Below are 20174 nucleotides of genomic sequence, written 5' to 3'. Positions count from 1 at the left end.
CCTTGCTGCTTTTTTATTTACTCTTTATCCAACCATTTGATTTGTCACGCACGGTTCATTTAAAATAAGCTTGGAAGTATAAAAGAGGTGAAACTGTGAAACGGGTTAACATATTGACAGAAGGTGCGATATTACTTGCGCTCTTTACTTTATTAACATTAATGACACTTTATCTGCCGCTGTTTGGGGCATTTTTAATGGTCTTTTTGCCATTGCCGTTTATTCTTTATACGGTGAGACATGGGATTAAAGCTGCTGTCACTTTAATGGCCGCTGCTATCTTCATTACATTGATAGTTGGTTCTTTGTTTGCTTTGCCATTAACTTTAACATATGCCTTGAGCGGAATCGTGATGGGTTACTTTTATAAGAAGAGGCAAACGGCAGGCGCTTTGATCGGGGGCACAATTGCCTTTCTCATCAGCTTTGTCGTCATGTATGCAGCCTCTGTGGCATTTTTTCAAATCGATCCAATTGAAGAAGCGACAGGCAGCATGGACAAAACGATTGATATGGCAAAGTCAATGATGGCTGCAATTGGTCTGGAAGCAAATGAAGCAGCGATTAATCAATTAGAAGAGCAAATGAAGTATATAGGCTACCTAATTCCAAGTTTGCTTGTAAGTGCTTCATTTATCTTTGCCTTACTGTCTCATGCTGTAACCATTCCTGTTCTTAAAAGGCTGAAAATCCAGCTGGTGCCGCTAAAGCCATTCAGAGAGTGGAAGCTGCCGTCAAGCATTGTCTGGTATTACTTGATTGTCAGTTTTTTATTCTTTTTAAATTTGGATACAGGCAGCTTTCTATATATTGCTGCTGTTAACTTGCTGTTTGTTCTGCAGGTGCTGTTGGCGGTACAGGGCTTCTCTTTTGTTTTCTTTTACTGTCATGTGAAAAATTATTCGAAAGCCATACCTGTTACAGCAATCATTCTTTCTTTGATTCTGCCGATCCTGATGTATCTTGTGCGAATCTTAGGTATAATTGATTTAGGTTTTAATTTGCGGGGCCGCGTGAAGAAATAGCACTATGGCGCATAAACTAGATTTATACAGTGCGCAGAAGGAGTAAGCCGCAGTCTTACGTATGTTTCACTGTTGTTTGAGGAGCTGAAACAAAATGCCCAGTTTTTACAAAAAACCGTTTATCAGGTATCCCCTATTTGCATTAATTGGCCTGACCGCGATTGCCATCATCCTCCTCTTTTATTATCAATGGATGATTGGTGTTGCCGGAGTCTTTCTATTAGGTGCGATCTTATTTCTTTTGAAAATAGCCGATAAAAAGCTGAAGGTTGAAATGAAAACCTACATTTCGACTCTCTCTTACCGTTTGAAGCGGGTTGGCGAAGAAGCTTTAATGGAAATGCCTATAGGGATTATGCTTTTTAACGAACATTATCATATAGAATGGACTAATCCGTTTTTGACATCCTGTTTCCATGAAGACACATTGGTCGGCAGGTCCATGTATGATGTAGCCGAATCACTTGTGCCCCTTGTGAAGCAGGAAGTCGATACAGAAACCATAACTCTTCACGAACGGAAGTTTAAAGTAATCATCAAGCGCGAGGAAAGACTGCTGTACTTCTTTGATGTTACGGAGCAGACAGAAATTGAAAAGCAGTATGAGGATGAGCGGACGGTTCTTGCTCTTATTTTTCTTGATAATTACGATGAAGTCACGCAAGGCCTGGATGACCAGACGAAAAGCACAATTAATAGTCAAGTAACCTCCTTGCTGAATAAATGGGCAACAGACAACGGCATCTTTCTGAAAAGAACGTCATCAGAACGGTTTATGGCGATTCTCAACGAAAATATTTTAATAAAGCTTGAAAAAGGAAAGTTTTCTATTCTTGACGAAGTTAGGGAACAGACAACTGTTCAAAATATATCCCTCACACTGAGCATCGGTATAGGCTCAGGTGTGCCTTCTCTTACTGAGCTTGGGGATTTGGCTCAATCAAGTCTTGATCTCGCTTTAGGACGCGGTGGAGATCAGGTTGCCATTAAGCAGACGAACGGAAAAGTGAAGTTTTATGGCGGCAAGACGAATCCGATGGAAAAAAGAACAAGAGTACGTGCAAGAGTGATCTCGCATGCGCTGACAGAAATTATTTCAGAAAGCGACAAAGTCATCATTATGGGCCATAAATACCCTGATATGGATTCAATAGGCTCAGCCATCGGCATTCTGAAAGTAGCTCAGGTAAATGAAAAGGAAGGCTTTATCGTTCTTGATCAAAACGAGATTGATATAGGCGTGCAGAGGCTGATTCAGGAAGTAAGGCAGCATTCTAATTTGTGGTCCCGTTTTATAACAAGAGAAGAAGCTTTGGAAATCTCTACAGATGACACAGTTCTGATTGTTGTGGATACCCATAAGCCGTCACTTGTCATCGATGAAAAGCTGCTGAATAAAGTGGACAACGTTGTCGTCATTGATCATCACCGCCGGGGGGAAGAGTTTATTAAGGATCCATTGCTGGTTTACATGGAGCCATATGCTTCTTCAACAGCAGAGCTTGTGACAGAACTCCTGGAATATCAGACCAAACGTCTGAAAATGAACATGATTGAAGCCACATCGTTGCTTGCGGGCATTATAGTCGATACTAAAAGCTTTACTCTCAGAACGGGTTCCCGTACATTTGATGCAGCTTCCTATTTAAGATCTAAAGGGGCTGACACGATTCTTGTGCAAAAATTTATGAGAGAAGATATTGATCACTATGTAAAGCGGTCAAAGATCATTCAAAATACCAACATGCTTAAAGATGGCATCGCCATTGCAAAATCAGATCCCGAGTCAGAGGACTATTTCGATCAAGTCATCATTGCTCAAACAGCAGATACGCTCTTGGCAATGAGCGGTGTTGTGGCGTCATTCGTTCTTGCGAGAAGAAATGAGCATACAATCGGAATCAGTGCCCGTTCCCTTGGGGATATCAATGTGCAGTTGATCATGGAAGCTTTAGACGGCGGAGGTCACCTCACAAATGCGGCTACACAGCTTGAACATGTATCGCTGCTTGAAGCAGAAGAAAGATTAAAACGTGCGATCGAAGAGTATTTAGAAGGAGGAACTAAGTCGTGAAAGTTATTTTCTTAAAAGATGTAAAAGGTAAAGGGAAAAAAGGAGAAGTTAAAAATGTAGCTGACGGCTACGCACATAACTTTTTAATTAAGCAGGGACTTGCGATTGAAGCCAATCAGGCAGAAATCAGCAAGCTTCAAGGCCAAAAGAAAAAAGAAGAAAAAGAAGCTGCTGCAGAGCTTGCAAAATCGGTTGAACTAAAAGAAACGCTTGAAAACTTAACGGTTGAACTTAAGGCGAAATCAGGAGATGGCGGCCGTTTATTCGGATCCATTACAAGCAAGCAAATCGCTGATGAGCTTCTGAAATCACATGGCCATAAAGTAGATAAACGAAAAATTGACCTGCCGGATGCGATCCGTGCTCTAGGCTATACAAATGTGCCGGTAAAACTGTATCCGGAAGTAACAGCAACTGTTAAGGTGCACGTAACAGAACAAAAATAATCAGTTTAAAAAATGTGATGTGTGAATGGATGCTGCTTCTTTTCGCAGCATCACATTTTTTCCTATTATAGAGAAGTATAAGGTTTTGTTCATCCATGTCTAGCTGCAGCGCCTAACTCCTCGGTCAGACGGATCTGCCTGCCGGAGCTGACCAAGGCGCTCGCGCTTTTCTAATTAAATGATAAGGACGGTGATCATCATGAATGAAATGTTTGATGATCGGATTCCTCCACAAAATATTGAGGCGGAGCAAGCTGTTCTCGGAGCGATTTTTCTAGAACCCGCATCTCTAATCACCGCTTCTGAAATTTTGATTCCAGAAGATTTTTACAGAGCATCTCATCAGAAGATTTACAATGTGATGCTGAAGCTTGCGGATAAAGGGGAGCCTGTTGACTTAGTAACAGTAACCTCTGAGCTTGCTGATGCCAATTTATTAGAGGAAATCGGCGGAGTATCTTATTTAAGTGATCTGGCAAATGCGGTTCCGACTGCTGCCAATATCGAATATTATGGAAGAATCGTAGAAGAGAAGTCGATTTTGCGGAGATTGATCCGAACAGCTACAACGATTGCTCAAGACGGTTATTCCCGTGAAGATGAAGTAGATGTTTTATTAAATGAAGCCGAGAAAAACATTATGGAGGTTTCACAGCGGAAAAACGCCGGAGCTTTCCAGAATATTAAAGATGTTCTTGTTCAAACGTACGATAACATTGAATTGCTCCACACAAGAAAAGGAGACATCACTGGAATTGCCACGGGCTTTACGGAGCTTGACAGAATGACAGCCGGCTTTCAGCGAAATGATCTGATTATTGTAGCTGCCCGTCCTTCTGTCGGCAAGACCGCATTTGCCTTGAATATCGCGCAAAACGTGGCAACGAAAACAGATGAGAACGTTGCGATCTTCAGTCTTGAGATGGGGGCAGATCAGCTCGTTATGAGGATGCTTTGTGCAGAAGGCAATATTAATGCACAGAATTTGCGTACCGGCAACTTAACTCCTGAAGACTGGGGAAAGCTTACCATGGCAATGGGAAGCTTGTCTGATTCAGGTATATTTATAGATGATACTCCAGGCATCCGGGTAAGTGAAATCCGTGCAAAATGCCGCCGCCTCAAACAGGAAAGCGGTCTTGGGATGATTCTGATTGACTACCTGCAGCTGATTCAGGGAAGCGGACGAAATAAAGATAACCGTCAGCAGGAAGTATCTGAAATTTCACGGACACTTAAGTCCCTGGCAAGGGAATTAAAAGTGCCTGTTATCGCCCTATCGCAGCTATCACGCGGAGTTGAGCAGCGTCAGGACAAGCGTCCTATGATGTCAGATATCCGTGAATCAGGAAGTATCGAGCAGGATGCAGATATTGTTGCTTTCTTATATCGTGATGATTACTACGATAAGGAATCCGAAAATAAAAATATCATCGAAATCATCATTGCAAAACAGCGTAACGGTCCAGTTGGTACGGTCAGTCTTGCTTTCGTAAAGGAATACAATAAATTCGTAAACTTGGAACGGCGATTCGATGATGCCGGCGTTCCGCCAGGTGCTTAGGCTGTCTTTATAAAGACGGCTCTTTTTTTTGAAACTTTAACCCTTTACCTTTAAGAATGAAACCCTTAATTAGGGGAACTCTATGTGAAGATGGTATATTATTTTAACTTTTCAGGTTATATTACGAACGAAATGAAATTGTAATCTCATTAACGTTCGTCTTTTCGTTGACTTTAGCGAAGTTTGCTGGTAAAATTAGCTTGTTTGATAGTGCGAAAAGAGAAAGAGTTGCAAAAAACCGGAGGTGCACATTAATGTCTTCAGTAGTAGTTGTTGGAACACAATGGGGAGATGAAGGTAAAGGAAAGATTACCGACTTCCTTTCAGAAAATGCAGAGGTTATCGCTCGTTATCAAGGCGGCAATAACGCTGGACACACGATTAAATTTAACGGTGAAACATATAAGCTCCACTTAATTCCATCAGGTATCTTTTACAGTGAAAAGACCTGTGTAATCGGCAATGGAATGGTAGTAGATCCGAAAGCTCTAATTAAGGAGCTTGCTTATCTTCACGAGCGCGGAGTCAGCACAGACAATCTTCGCATCAGCAATCGCGCGCATGTGATTCTTCCTTATCATTTAAAGCTTGATGAAGTAGAAGAAGAACGCAAAGGCGCCAATAAAATCGGTACAACGAAAAAAGGAATCGGCCCTGCTTACATGGACAAAGCAGCACGCGTAGGAATCCGCATCGCTGACTTATTAGACCGTGAATCTTTTGAAGAAAAATTAACTAGAAATCTTGAAGAAAAGAACCGCATGCTTGAAAAGTACTATGAGACAGAAGGATTCACGATTGATGAAATCCTTGATGAGTACTATGAGTACGGTCAGCAGTTCAAGCAATACGTTTGTGACACAGCTGTTGTATTGAACGATGCTCTTGACGGCGGCAGACGAGTATTATTTGAAGGTGCCCAGGGTGTTATGCTTGATATCGATCAGGGTACGTATCCATTTGTTACTTCTTCAAACCCGGTAGCGGGAGGAGTTACAATCGGTTCTGGTGTAGGACCAACGAAAATCAACCATGTTGTCGGTGTTTCTAAAGCATATACAACCCGGGTTGGTGACGGCCCGTTCCCAACTGAACTTGATAATGAAATTGGCCATCAAATCCGTGAAGTCGGCCGTGAATACGGTACAACAACAGGCCGTGCACGCCGTGTAGGCTGGTTTGACAGCGTCGTTGTCCGTCATGCACGCCGCGTAAGCGGAATTACGGATTTATCATTAAACTCCATTGACGTATTAACTGGCATTGAAACATTGAAGATCTGTACAGCATACAAATACAAAGGCGAAATCATGGAATCTTTCCCTGCAAGCCTTAAAGTATTAGCTGAGTGCGAGCCTGTCTATGAAGAGCTTCCAGGCTGGACAGAAGACATCACAGGCGTTCGCGACCTTGGTGAGCTTCCTCAAAATGCCCGCAACTACATCGAGCGTGTATCACAGCTTACAGGCATCCCTCTTTCTGTATTCTCAGTGGGCCCTGACAGAACACAAACAAACGTTGTAAGAAGCGTATATAGCTAAGCAGCTGATCGAAAGGGGCTAGCCTCCTTTCGATTTTTTTATAGCTTGAGCGGCTGGAATTTGCAGTTAGGCCGATAAAAGGTCGAAACAGGCTGAAAGATTTTCAAGTATCAGCTGAAAAATCAAAAAAACAGTTGAAAGTTTTCCATTTTCGGCTGTAATAATCCTAAAATTGGCTATATAACATGATAAGTACTGCCAAATTAAATAATCTGCCGCTAATATTCGAAAATTTCCTTGTATTTCTGCGAACCTTGAATTATAATAATAAAGGTCCGGTAATAAACAACGTTTTACATCACATTATGGATGGTTCTACATAGTTAACGTTGTACTTCATAACTTAAACATGGCTCGGCAGCTCAGTCGGTAGAGCACGATCGAATAAGCTGCGAAGTATTCACATCAGCGCACAAATTAAGCCGCTGCTTGGCTAATCTTCCTGAAATTTGGGCGAAGGTTCCAAGAACAAAAAAATGTTGTACCTCATACTTAAACATGGCTCGGTAGCTCAGTCGGTAGAGCAAAGGACTGAAAATCCTTGTGTCGGCGGTTCGATTCCGTCCCGAGCCACTCAAAAAAGACATGATCCTTTTAGGATGCATGTCTTTTTTTTTCTGACTTTTTTATCATGAAAAATCCTTCTTGTATGGGCATATATTTACAGGAAACAGTAAATTATGACACCAATAATACAGAAATGTTACATTTTTCAAAACCACTAGGTAATTGTCTGATAATATGCTAATTTAATATAGCGGTAAAAAAATAGAATTTTGTCGAAATAGAACTATTTGCTTATAAAATGATAGATAAAGTACTTAGCAGTGGTTAATTGGGAGGAAATTAAATCGTGTTTAAGCGCATAAATGGATTCGTTGGAAACAACGTTCAATATACAAAAAACAGCATAATGAAGAAGACTTTTTTTAGTTTGGCAATGGCTTGCGGTCTGTCATTTGGCATTGGATCTGCATCTGCAGAAGAAAATCTTGAAACCGTTTATCATGTCTATTTAGATGGAGATCTAGCAGGTACAGTAGACAGTCAGCAGTTAATTGATGACCTTTCAAAGCAGAAAATTGATGAGGCCAAAAAGAACTATAAAGATTATCAATTAACGGTTGAAGAAATTGAAATCATCCCTGAACAAATGTTTCGTCCTGTTTCGAATAATGATGAAACATTAACTAAACTGAATGCAGAACTTGATGTTGTGGCAGTAGCTGCTTCCATTAAAGTAGACGATAAAAACGTTGCTTACTTCAAAAACAAAGAAGAAGCCGAAAGCGTATTAAACAAATTTAAAGGCAAATATGTTTCAGAGGAAGTTTTAAAGCAGCTGGATACGATGAAAAAATCCACCGTGCCTTTGCAGCCTATTAAAGAAAACCAATCACGTATATTAGACGTTTCCTTTTCTGATAAAGTTTCAGTTACTGAAGAAAAAGTTTCTCCCGACAAGCTGATTGCTGCTGAGGAAGGCTTAAAGCTTCTTGAAAAAGGAACTCTTGAAGAGAAAAAGCATAAAGTCAATGATACAGATGTACTCAGTAAAGTAGCTGCTGAATATAAGCTTACATTAGAAGATTTGCTTGCACTGAATCCAAGCTTAAAAGATGAAGATATCATTAAGCCTGGAGAAGAACTGAATGTAAAAGAATATAAACCATTTACAAATGTACTTGTAAAAGAAGAAGTATCAAAGAAAGAAGCGATTGTCTATGAAACAGAAGTGATTGAAGATTCTTCTATGTTCAAAGGCGACATGAAAACGAAGCAAGAAGGTAAAGACGGTCAAAAGCTGTTAAATTATATTGTTTTTAAAGAAAATGGCAATGAAGTGAAACGCGAAACAACAAAAGATGAAACACTTACTGAACCAGTAAAAGAAATTATCGTCAAAGGCACGAAAGTCGTTCCTTCTCGCGGAAATGGTTCATTAGCATGGCCTGCTGTAGGCGGTTATGTTTCAAGCAAGCTCGGAACCCGCTGGGGGAAAATGCATAAAGGGATAGATATTGCCCGTCCAAGCGATCGAACAATAAAAGCTGCAGACAATGGAAAAATCGTTTCAGCTGGAAACTCTGGAGCGTATGGAAATAAAGTAGAGATTGATCACGGCAATGGAATGAAAACTGTTTACGCCCATTTAGACTCTATTTCGGTTTCAGTAGGTCAAACAGTATCTCAAGGCCAGAAAATCGGTGTGATGGGATCTACTGGACGTTCTACCGGTGTTCATTTGCACTTCGAAGTTTATCAAAATGGAAAATTGAAAAATCCGCTTGATTACGTGAAAAAATAACCTCTAGCTTTGCTAGAGGTTTTCCTCTTTTTAGCTCGGCAAAATGCCGAGTTTTTGTCTTCACTGAAAAGAAATAAGGGTGAGGGTGAATTTCAGTGAGTTCTTACGTGATTCAGCTGCAAACCTTTTTTCGCACTTCCGCTGGTTCACCGCGGAACATTTAGGAAATAGCTAAAAAGAAATACGCCTTGAAAGGATGAATCTGTTAAGTAGAAGTGGTAAATTAAGAATAAGGAAAGAAACACCTTATATAAAAGGGGCGATTGGCCATGGAAAAGAAAATCTTAGTTGTTGATGATGAAAAGCCGATTGCAGACATTCTGCAATTTAACTTAAAAAAAGAGGGTTATGAAGTATTTTGTGCCTATGATGGAAATGAAGCATTGGAAATGGTAGAAGAAATTCAGCCTGATCTCATCCTTTTAGATATTATGCTCCCGAATAAAGATGGAATGGAAGTATGCCGTGAAGTCCGGAAAAAATACGAAATTCCAATTATCATGCTGACAGCAAAAGATTCCGAAATCGATAAAGTGCTTGGACTTGAACTTGGCGCAGATGACTATGTGACAAAACCATTCAGCACCAGAGAGCTTTTAGCTCGCGTAAAAGCCAATTTAAGAAGATTGCAGGCTCTTCCTCCAGAACAGCAAACAGATAAAAATGAAATTGAAATCGGTTCATTAACGATTCATCCTGATGCTTATGTTGTCTCTAAACGCGGGGAAACGATTGAACTGACTCATCGTGAGTTTGAGCTGCTTCATTATTTAGCCAAACATATTGGACAAGTCATGACGCGCGAACACCTCCTTCAAACCGTTTGGGGCTATGATTATTTTGGTGACGTCCGTACTGTAGATGTGACTGTTCGCAGACTTAGGGAGAAAATCGAAGATAATCCGAGTCATCCGACTTGGATTGTGACACGAAGAGGTGTCGGGTATTACTTGCGAAACCCTGAACAGGAGTAGGTTTCATGAATAAAGTAGGTTTTTTTAGATCAATCCATTTTAAATTCGTAATGGTTTATGTGCTCCTGATCATGATTGCCATGCAAATCATTGGAGTCTATTTTGTACAGCAGCTTGAGAGATCTTTAACAGAAAACTTCAACACCTCCATTACACAAAGAATTAATTTCATTAATTACAGCATAGAACAGGAAATGACAAAAGAACGAACAGAAGATTCTGCCGGCACACAGCCGACACTTGAAGAGGATATCACGGCTATTTTAAAGGATTTTGCAAAGGATGAAATCCAGGAAATTAGAGTCATTGATAAAAACAGCCGCGTAATCGCTACATCAGATCCGAATAATAGCGATATTATCGGGAAACGGACAACGGAAGTTCTCGTAAAACGGACGCTTGTATTCGAAAAGCCTGATGAAAAAGTCTATATTGAACGTGATACAAGCAGACGGGTATGGATTTCATCAACCCCTATTAAAAATATAGACCAAGAAACCATTGGTGCTCTTTACTTAGTTGCTTCAATGGAAGAAGTATTTTCTCAAATGCGGGTGATTAATGGAATCTTAGCAACAGGGACAGGTATTTCCTTGGCAATTACCGCTATTCTGGGTGTATTCCTTGCACGTACTATTACAAGGCCAATGTCTGATATGAGAAAACAGGCGATTGAGCTTGCTAAGGGGAATTTCTCCAGAAAAGTTAGAGTATACGGTGATGATGAAATTGGACAGCTTGCTATCACGTTTAATAATCTGACAGATAAACTTGAAGAAGCACAGGCATCTACAGAAGGAGAACGCAAGAAGCTGGCATCTGTTATTGCGCATATGACCGATGGCGTCATCGCAACAAATCGAACTGGGGAAGTCATACTAGTTAATAATCCTGCCCTGGAAATGCTTAATGTTTCACGTGAAACCGTTTATGAGGTGCCAATTACTAAAATCCTTGGAATTGAAGATGAGTATACGTTTGATAGTTTAATTGAACAGCAGGACTCACTTATTTTGGATGCAAGCTCTGAGGATAAGCCGTACATCCTGAGAGTAAACTTTTCAGTTATTCAAAAAGAGCAAAAATGGAATAATGGTCTGATTGCCGTCATTTATGATATTACCGAACAGGAAAAAATTGATGAGGAAAGACGCGAATTTGTAGCAAACGTATCTCATGAACTCAGAACGCCGCTTACGACGATGAGAAGCTACTTAGAAGCACTTGCCGATGGGGCCTGGGAAGACAAAGAAATCGCTCCTCAATTTCTAAATGTCACTCAAAATGAGACAGAACGAATGATTCGTCTTGTTAATGATCTGCTGCAGCTTTCAAAGCTTGACAGCAAAGATTATCGCTTTAATAAAGAATGGATTAACTTTACCAATTTCTTCAATCAGATTATTGACCGCTTTGAGATGACAAAAGAACAGCACGTGACTTTTTTGCGTAAACTGCCCGAAGAAAAACTCTATGTGGACATTGATTCTGATAAGATTACTCAAGTGCTGGATAACATTATTTCCAATGCTCTCAAGTATTCACCAGAGGGCGGTCTGATAACTTTTAAGGCTGAAGTTCATGAGGACAAGCTTCAAATCAGCGTAACAGACCAGGGGATGGGAATTCCAAAAGGAACCGAGAACAAGATATTTGAGCGGTTTTACCGTGTAGATAAAGCGCGGACAAGAAAGCTCGGAGGAACAGGTCTCGGCCTTGCTATAGCAAAAGAGATGATCGGTGCGCATGACGGGGAAATATGGGCGGAAAGTGTGGAAGGCAAAGGGACAACGATCTTATTTACTCTTCCATTTACCCGGGATCAAGAGGATGATTGGGATGAATCGTGAACAAGCAAAAACAGTTATATTAGTGCTGCTGGTCTGCTCCAGTGTGTTTTTTACGTATAACCTGTGGACCTTTAAGCCTAACTATGACTTTATACAAAACAGCCAGTATTTAGAAAATGAACCTATCAGCCAAGAGAAAAAAGAGCCGGCCAATGTGATCCGTCCCTATCAGATGTTTGTCCATCAAAATGCGGAGCATTATGGGACGTTTAAAGCTGAGAATATTGATTTTGTATGGAATCAGCTGAGAAACTGGAATATCAGCGAAGTGAAAAATGTCTCAGGCCGATATACCTCTGATCAGCTTGATGAGTGGCTGAATGGAAAAAGTGAAACAAAAAAAATAGAATTTGTTTTCAGTGACAAAATTCCATTTGAAATCTTTCAATCTATCTTTCAATATAAATCGCAAAAAACAATCTACTCTTCTTTTGACCGGATTGTTCTGCCGCAGGGAAAAGCAAATCAGCCGCAAAAAATCATTTTCGTTTCTGTAGAGCAAAGACTGGTATATGAAGCATCGATCAGCAACGAAAATGCAAGAAACTTCATTGCATCCATCATTGAAAAAAAGGAAAACTTGGACCCTTATGTTTCAATAGATCTCTTAGATGATAAGAACTTGCTTCTTCCAGAGGGCAAAATTGAATTGGATCAGAGGAAGTATATCATTGAATCCATTAACGGTGAGGATTTCAAACAGGCGCTCTTTACGAATCCAAGCTATGTCAGAAGAGAAATGAAGCCTACTCAGAACGTCTATACAGACGGAACAAGCTTACTGACCGTTTATCCAAGCCAGGAGAGATTAAGGTTTGTCAATCCGACCATTGATCCGAGCATGTTTATTGAACGGGGCAAAGCTATGAAACAAAGCATTGAGTTCTTAAACGATCATGGCGGCTGGACAGATGAGTATCAGTTTTACAACATGGATCCTGACAGCCAGCTTGTCTCATTTCGTCTAATGGTAGACTTTATTCCCGTGTTTGAAAATAACACCAATACGTTTGGACCGACTGAAATTTCCATGCGCTGGGGCAATAACGAAATTGCAACATATTTGCGCCCTCTATACAGTTTGGATACAGGATTTGTTCGGAATGCAGTAAAAATGCCAAACAGCAAAGAAATCCTGACTCTGCTTGAGCAGACAAAGACCATTGAAAAAGAAAATGTGAAGAGGGTATTTCCTGCTTATGAAATGTCTGCAACAGCAGAGCCGAGAATTGTTGAACTTAAGCCGTACTGGTACGCAGAAACGGTGAGCGGCCAATTTATAAAGCTGCAGACAGGAAATGAAACGCTTGGAGGTAAAAGTGATGGATTGGAGTAAGACGAAATCCATTTTTATACTGGCATTTCTCGTTCTGAATACATTTTTAGCGATTCAATATTTTAATATTATCATTACAAACAGCAGATATGACGTCATTCAAAAAGCAACGGTTGAAGAACAGCTTGCAGCTGAGGGAATTACCTACGGCGAGCTTCCTAAGGGAAATGAAAAAGGGGCTTACATCACAGCCGAAAGCAAGGTTTTCTCAGAGGAAGAACTGAAGGCATTATCCAATCAGGAGATTCTTAATGTTGAAAATAACTTCACCGGATTAAAAGCAGAATTTGAAAAGCCGATTGGACTGCCTGAGACAAATACTCAAAGCAAATTGAATCAGATAGTCCGCGAGAACATTCTGTACGGAGATCAATATGTCTTATGGAAGACAGATAAAGTCGAAAATACGATCGTCTATATTCAAACATATAATGATAGAATGGTCTTTCAGGACCTTTCTACTGATCAAAACATCGGAATGCTGACCCTCTATTTAAATGATAAGGATCAGATTGTCAGCTATGAGCAGACAATGCTTGAAAATATTGAGGACTTGGAAGAAAGACAGGACACCCTCCCTGCCATTAAGGCATTGGAGGCTCTCTACAACAAAAATGATTTAAAGCCAAACAGCAAAGTGACAGAGGTGCAATTTGGCTACTATACACCTTTTCCTTTATCAGGAGAACAGATTTTAGCGCCGACATGGCATATCGTTGTAAATGAGAAAGAAGATTATTATGTAAATGCATTAGAAGGACAAGTGATCCGTTCTAATGAAAAATTGGAGTGAGAGACGATGAGCTTGCAATTCAGTGTTCTCGCAAGCGGAAGCACGGGCAATGCCACTTATATAGAAACAGATCAGCATTCATTGCTCGTTGATGCGGGATTCAGCGGAAAACAAATGGAAGTGCTGTTTCAGATGATCGGAAAGAAAATCAATCAGTTATCCGGTATTCTGGTTACCCACGAACACAGTGATCATATTAAAGGTTTAGGGATTCTTGCAAGAAAATACAAGTTGCCGATTTACGCGAATGAGAAAACGTGGAATGCGATGGAAGGGCAGATTGGAGCCGTTCATCCTGATCAAAAGTTTATTTTCCAGACGGGCACCGTTCAGTCATTTGGAGGACTAGATGTAGAATCATTCGGCGTATCACATGATGCAGCAGAGCCTATGTTTTATGCCTTTCACCATGATGGAAAGAAGCTGGCACTAATTACGGATACAGGGTATGTGAGTGACAGAATGAAGGGGATCATCGATAATGCGGATACCTTTGTTTTTGAAAGCAACCATGATGTGGACATGCTCAGAATGGGTCACTATCCGTGGAGTGTCAAACGCAGGATTTTAAGCGATGTAGGGCATGTTTCAAATGAAGATGCTGCGCTTGCAATGACCGATGTAATCGGAGATAAAACAAAAAGAATTTACCTGGCGCATTTAAGCAAAGACAACAATATGAAAGAGCTCGCAAGGATGTCTGTGGAGCAGACTCTTGCAAGTAAAGGATTTATGTCCGGCGAACAGTTTGAACTGTACGATACAGATCCTAAAAACCCAACGCCCCTCGTTCAGGTCTAAGATATAAAAATAGATTTTTTTGGATATCCTTGAGTATAATATTGCTAAGAAATACACACTATTCATACAGGGTTTGCTTTGTGAAAGGATGGGTGAGAAAATCGATGGGTTATTACGATCAGGACTATGAACAGGATAATCGAAGACAAAAGGGAAACCGGGGCGGGAAGTTTCTGCCAGGCCTGCTTGGCGCTATTTTGGGAGGTCTTCTTGTCATTTTTTCCATTCCTGTGCTTGCAAATATGGATATCCTTCCATATGACCTGGCATTAGGAGATGACGAAGAGGAAACTGAGGATCAGACTCCGAACGCAACCGAACCTTCCAAAAACATTTCAGTCGATGTAAGCACGGCTGTTACCCAAGCTGTCGACAAAGTCTCAAAAGCTGTCGTTGGCGTGGTTAATATTCAGGAAGCCGGTTTCTGGAATGAAAAAGGCGAAGCTGGAACAGGATCAGGTGTCATTTACAAAAAAGAAGGCGGCAATGCTTTCGTGGTCACCAACTATCACGTCATCGCCGGAGCCACTCAGGTTGAACTGAGCTTAAGTGATGGAACCCGTGTACCTGCTGAAGTCCTCGGAAGCGATGAGCTGATGGATCTGGCCGTTCTCCGAACAGAAAGCAAACAAGTGGAGCAAGTCGCGGAATTTGCGAATTCTGACAATGTGAAGCCTGGAGAACCCGTCATTGCCATTGGTAACCCATTAGGCCTTCAATTTTCAGGTTCAGTCACACAGGGCATCATTTCTGGTACAGAAAGAGCCATTCCCGTTGATTCCAATAATGATGGAGAGGTTGACTGGAATGCAGAAGTTCTTCAGACTGATGCTGCTATCAACCCTGGAAACAGCGGCGGAGCGCTCGTGAATATCGATGGAAAATTAATTGGCATTAACTCAATGAAGATTGCCCAATCAGCAGTAGAAGGCATCGGGCTTGCTATTCCGATCAATCTTGCTGTTCCAATTATTGATGACTTAGAAACGTACGGAGAAGTCAGACGCCCGTTCCTTGGCATCGGCATGCGTTCTTTAAATGAAGTATCAAGCTATCATTGGGAAGAAACACTGAAGCTTCCGGAAAAAGTACGGTCAGGTGTAGTGGTCATGAGCGTAAATCCGGTCTCACCGGCAGGCCAGGCTGGACTGAAGGAGCTTGATGTTATTACTGAATTCGATGGCCAAGAAGTAAAAGATATTATCGACCTTAGAAAACAGTTATATAAAAAAGCTGTTGGTGAAAGTGTAAAACTTACTTTTTACCGGGAAGGAAAAGAACAATCGGTTAAGCTGAAGCTTGGAGAAGAACAGGAGGGTTAAAGCTCCTGTTTTTTCTTTGTACGAGAAGAATGTATATAAATTTCCGCATTGGTGTCTAGCTCCATCGCCCAACTCCTCGGCCAGAACAAATCCGTTAGGAAAAGTCATGCCGGATTCTTATCTGTCTGTCAGAGCTAAACGGACGCTTTTCTAGGCTCACATGTGGATAAAAGGAGAAAACAAATGAAATGCTGTGAAGAACACATAGAATTAGCCATTGATATGTATGTAGACGAGCATGAAATTGCGCCAGAAATCGAAAAAATCAGAGAAATCAACAAGTTATCCACAACCTGTGAATTGTGCACAAACCCTGCTGTATATATAGTGGGGAACTAATATTCGGACACTAAATGTGGATAAGTTGTGCACAAATGTGGATAACATCTGTTGGTAATCTGTTCTTAAGTGGGGATAGCCTGTGAATATAACAATTTGTACAATCGGAAAGTTAAAAGAGAAATATCTAAAACAGGGAATCGATGAGTTTTTAAAGCGATTAACACCATATGCAAAAATCGAAATCATCGAACTGCCTGACGAAAAAGCGCCTGAAAACCTAAGCGAATCCGAAATGGAGCAGGTAAAACAGCGGGAAGGCGAACGGATCTTATCCAAAATCTCGGAAGACACCCACGTCATCGCCCTTGCGATTGAAGGAAAAATGAAATCTTCCGAGCAGCTTGCATCTGACTTGGATCGCCTTGCTACCTATGGAAAAAGCAAAGTTGCATTTGTTATTGGCGGATCACTGGGGTTGAGCAGCGAGGTCATGAAGCGGGCGAATGATACGCTTTCTTTTTCAAAAATGACGTTTCCTCATCAGTTAATGCGATTGATTTTGGTGGAGCAGGTTTATCGGGCTTTTCGGATTAATCGGGGGGAACCGTATCATAAGTAAGCACAAATTTACTTTTAGTGAAAATTTTAAAGAACGATTCACTGTTCTTGACACATCTTTCAACTGGTGAATTACTTTCATTAAAAGCTGTTTTTATGAAGTAAATCATTTTGTTTTTGATAACAAAATTTTTGTATGAATAAGTCGAAAATATATAAAGGTGAACAAAACCTTGTATATTTTCGACTTGTTGCTAAAGTTCCAGTTTATCAGTCACATCTGTACTTGAACTGAGGCTCTGTCTGAAAATAAAAAGCATTTCTTACTTGTGCACACCAATTTGCAAAGGCTGATCTCCATTCAGGAGTGTTAAAGAATTGATCTACAGTTTGAGTTTCAGAATGCCAAACTATAAACAGGTTGAGTGGGGCAATTCCCCCTGCCCAAATTCCATTATTTGCGTCAGTATCTTCTTCCCTTACTAATAATAAGGGTAGACCAAATTGAAAAGCCATTGAAGGTTCTACTTGTGAATAAACTGATCAGAGTTGGTAGATATACCACTTGTCATGTATCCTCAAGGGAAATGCGGTCGTGACTTAATCGATAGATGGTGTGATAGACAAGGAATAACGATTAATAGTGTTATGGAAACCGGCTCGGCTACATCATTGTTTCAACTCGTTCAAAAAGACATTGGTGCTACTATTCAACCCAGCCAACTTATCGAAAACTTCCAATCGCTAGGTATTCGATCAATACCTATTGAAAATGCACCAACGAGAGAACTTGATATCTTCTACCGTAACGACAAATATTTGAGTAAAGCAGCTGAAGGTTTCATGAAAAGAGTTATAGAACGATTCATCGGCATGTCATTTAGGTCAGTGGAAATAGAGAAAATATAGGTAGTATCTATTGATAGTGAAGCGCAGAGCTTCCGAAATTGTATCTTCGGAAGCCTTTAAAAGAGTAGGAAGAGATTTATCTCTCATTATCTAAAGTAAATGCACCATGCCTATCCACATTCCAAGAGAGCGACGGACAAACATCCTCTAAATCAAACGGTAATAGTGTAGTGGATGTTTAATCCGAAGCACAAGATGCACTTAAAGGGCGTTTTACTTACTGTTCATTTGGATGAACTCATTAACTTAATCTGCACTTATAAATGGTGGGAGTGTATCTTCAAATAATGACCAGTCTGAGCTCATTTCATCATCCGTTAATAAACAATTATCCAAAGCCGATTCAATTTCAGTCCTATTCATATAAAACAATCTCCGTTTGGCGATCACCATACTCCTCATCCCATCTACTAGACATAGTAAAGTCTTCTCTGAAAATTTGTTGCTGCTGCAATTTTGGAAGAGTTGCAATCCAGTTTCCAGCTCCTTGAAATTGTATAGAAGCTCCTGCTTGAGAGATTAACCCGGCATAAATTTGATTGTTTAATTTAAACTCCCACTTCTTAGGAAGTAAATAATTACATTATAAATATGTAAATAAAAACTATAATGATGATTCTAAATAAAAATAAGAATAACTTTGAAAAGTAATAAAGAATATTAGTTAAAATTGTATAGAATAGTCACTGTTAATAAAAGCGAAACCCAATCATAGTAAGCAGTATTTATTAAAGAAGTATCAAAGAACAACTAAACGTCCTTGATACTTCTTTTTTTCAATTTTTTATAAAGGGATTACTGTAATATCATTAATTATGGCATGGAAAGATTTTGGTTCTTCTGGAGATACCATAGGAAGCATGCCAAGCGTTTGTTGCTTCCCTTTTATGCTGATTTCTTTTGTTTTTGATCTAAAAGATGACAAAAGAAAGTTAGCAGACTTGCACAGACTGCAACTACTCCACCGACCCATGTGACATTCATTAAATTCCCTTGATGGTATACAATTCCGCCTAATGCAGAACCAAAAGCGATACCTACGTTGCTTGCCACTGGCATAAGTGAAGCAGCGAGTCCTGTTGCTTTTGGCTGATAAATTCCGGCGAGGTCTATTAAATAAAGCTGAGTAGATGTTGTTAAGAGGATGGCCATTAACGACATCAAGCCAATGTTTGCCAGTCCTAAAATAAAATGATTTGTAGTCCAAAATAAACTTGTCAGAACAACTGCCTGCACGAGAAAAACAAACCGAAGGCGACCGATTGCATTGTGGCTGGCAATTTTACCGGCGAGGATGTTGCTGAAAATCGAGATAAATCCGTAACCAAATAAGATTAAACTAATTGAATGATTTGGTACTTCCATTCCCTTCAAGATAGGAACAAGGTACGTAAAGACGGTATAAGTTGCGCCAAATCCGAGAGCAGGAATGAAAAAAGCCATCAAAATTCTTGGATTGGTCATTAAAGAAAACTGATCCCGTATCGAACTGCGTATTTGGCTGAGTCTAGTAGGCAAGACGAAAAAAGATGCCAAAAACGCCAATCCTCCTAGGAAAGTAGTTAACATGAAAGTGGCATTCCAGCCGTACGATTCGGAGATGACAATACCAATTGGCACTCCAACGACATTTGCAAGTGTGAAACCACCGAAAACGAATGATATAGCAAGTCCGCGTTTTTTAATCGGCATGGTTTCACTTGCAACAATCATGGCTAGAGAGATTAATACTCCTGTTACAATCGCTGTCATAATCCGAAGTGCAAGGAGCATGATGTAGCTTGTCGAGATTACACACAAAGCATTCAGGACGATGAAAGATCCTATCAAAAACAACATCCATTTACGCTTTGGAAAATGACTTGTTGCTGACATCACTAGTGGTGTGGCGATGGCAAATGTAATTGCAAACGCAGAAACGAGTGTGCCTGCTTTTGCATTTGTCATATGAAGGCTCGAGGAAATATCGGTTAAGATTCCGACAATAACAAATTCGCTTGTCCCGAGAACAAATGTTAATAAAGAAAGTGTTAAGATGAGCAACCAATGTCGCTTGGATAATTTTGTGGGGTGCATAAATACCTCTTTTCTTAGATGAATGTAAATGTGTCAGATAGTAGATACACGACCTAAACATCTTACCATAAAATATTTTTGCGAGAAAAACCCTTTCTTATCAAATAGAGGTTAATGGATAACAGGAACGACAATGCAACGGGAGTTAGCAGAAAACTATTTAAGAAAGCACACTTCTGTTGATAATGCTATTGGTAGCAGTAGGTATTAAGAAAATTAGTAAGTAAATGAGGTTCGTTAGTATGGATTTGAGATCATAGGAAGGAATTTTATCATTAGGAACTAAGAAACTATCATGAAGTAAAGGAAATAACA

Annotated in this window: 16 protein-coding genes and 1 tRNA gene; 16 read left to right on the top strand and 1 reads right to left on the bottom strand. The window is 40.2% G+C overall.

Annotated features, from left to right (window positions below; translation table 11 throughout):
• The first annotated feature begins 95 nt into the window (after positions 1-95).
• The 16 genes from LIT25_25955 to LIT25_25880 all read left to right on the top strand — a co-directional run bounded on the left by LIT25_25955 (position 96) and on the right by LIT25_25880 (position 17783).
• Positions 96-1025 (top strand): YybS family protein, encoded by a 930-nt coding sequence (locus tag LIT25_25955; protein ID USK33889.1) that lies wholly within the window; start codon positions 96-98, stop codon positions 1023-1025.
• Positions 1026-1119: 94 nt separating this feature from the next.
• Positions 1120-3099, top strand: coding sequence for a DHH family phosphoesterase (locus tag LIT25_25950; GenBank protein USK33888.1), 1980 nt, complete (start codon positions 1120-1122; stop codon positions 3097-3099).
• A complete protein-coding gene (gene rplI / locus LIT25_25945; GenBank protein ID USK33887.1) occupies positions 3096-3545 on the top strand; it encodes a 50S ribosomal protein L9 in 450 nt (149 codons plus the stop codon). The genes LIT25_25950 and rplI overlap by 4 nt, the downstream gene beginning before the upstream one ends.
• A 199-nt stretch (positions 3546-3744) precedes the next feature.
• A complete protein-coding gene (gene dnaB, locus LIT25_25940) occupies positions 3745-5109 on the top strand; it encodes a replicative DNA helicase (GenBank protein ID USK33886.1) in 1365 nt (454 codons plus the stop codon).
• Positions 5110-5363: 254 nt separating this feature from the next.
• Entirely contained in the window at positions 5364-6650 is a 1287-nt protein-coding gene (locus LIT25_25935; protein USK33885.1) for an adenylosuccinate synthase, read from the top strand.
• Between the two features lie 500 nt (positions 6651-7150).
• Positions 7151-7223, top strand: a tRNA-Phe gene (locus LIT25_25930).
• Positions 7224-7503: 280 nt separating this feature from the next.
• Positions 7504-8958, top strand: a complete 1455-nt coding sequence (locus LIT25_25925; GenBank protein USK33884.1) for a peptidoglycan DD-metalloendopeptidase family protein — start codon at positions 7504-7506, stop codon at positions 8956-8958.
• Between the two features lie 269 nt (positions 8959-9227).
• A complete protein-coding gene (yycF, locus tag LIT25_25920) occupies positions 9228-9932 on the top strand; it encodes a response regulator YycF (protein ID USK33883.1) in 705 nt (234 codons plus the stop codon).
• A gap of 5 nt (positions 9933-9937) precedes the next feature.
• Entirely contained in the window at positions 9938-11782 is a 1845-nt protein-coding gene (gene walK / locus LIT25_25915; protein ID USK33882.1) for a cell wall metabolism sensor histidine kinase WalK, read from the top strand.
• Complete coding sequence (gene yycH / locus LIT25_25910) at positions 11772-13118, top strand: two-component system activity regulator YycH (protein ID USK33881.1); 1347 nt, start codon at positions 11772-11774, stop codon at positions 13116-13118. Before walK ends, yycH begins: the two co-directional genes overlap by 11 nt.
• On the top strand, positions 13105-13911 hold the full coding sequence (locus LIT25_25905) for a two-component system regulatory protein YycI (GenBank protein ID USK33880.1): 807 nt from the start codon (positions 13105-13107) through the stop codon (positions 13909-13911). The genes yycH and LIT25_25905 overlap by 14 nt, the downstream gene beginning before the upstream one ends.
• A 6-nt stretch (positions 13912-13917) precedes the next feature.
• Positions 13918-14712, top strand: a complete 795-nt coding sequence (locus tag LIT25_25900; protein ID USK33879.1) for an MBL fold metallo-hydrolase — start codon at positions 13918-13920, stop codon at positions 14710-14712.
• 104 nt (positions 14713-14816) lie between these two features.
• Positions 14817-16034, top strand: a complete 1218-nt coding sequence (locus LIT25_25895) for a S1C family serine protease (protein USK36416.1) — start codon at positions 14817-14819, stop codon at positions 16032-16034.
• A 183-nt stretch (positions 16035-16217) separates the two neighbouring features.
• A complete protein-coding gene (locus LIT25_25890; GenBank protein ID USK33878.1) occupies positions 16218-16373 on the top strand; it encodes a CxxH/CxxC protein in 156 nt (51 codons plus the stop codon).
• A gap of 82 nt (positions 16374-16455) precedes the next feature.
• Positions 16456-16935, top strand: coding sequence for a 23S rRNA (pseudouridine(1915)-N(3))-methyltransferase RlmH (gene rlmH, locus LIT25_25885; protein ID USK33877.1), 480 nt, complete (start codon positions 16456-16458; stop codon positions 16933-16935).
• 488 nt (positions 16936-17423) lie between these two features.
• Positions 17424-17783, top strand: a complete 360-nt coding sequence (locus LIT25_25880) for a LysR family transcriptional regulator substrate-binding protein (GenBank protein USK33876.1) — start codon at positions 17424-17426, stop codon at positions 17781-17783.
• A gap of 885 nt (positions 17784-18668) precedes the next feature.
• Here the strand turns inward: LIT25_25880 and LIT25_25875 are convergent.
• Positions 18669-19859, bottom strand: a complete 1191-nt coding sequence (locus LIT25_25875) for an MFS transporter (protein ID USK33875.1) — start codon at positions 19857-19859, stop codon at positions 18669-18671.
• Between the last annotated feature and the right edge of the window lie 315 nt (positions 19860-20174).

Source organism: Bacillus sp. F19, from assembly GCA_023823795.1.
GTDB lineage: Bacteria > Bacillota > Bacilli > Bacillales > Bacillaceae > Bacillus_P.
This window is presented reverse-complemented; position numbering and strand designations above follow the sequence as displayed.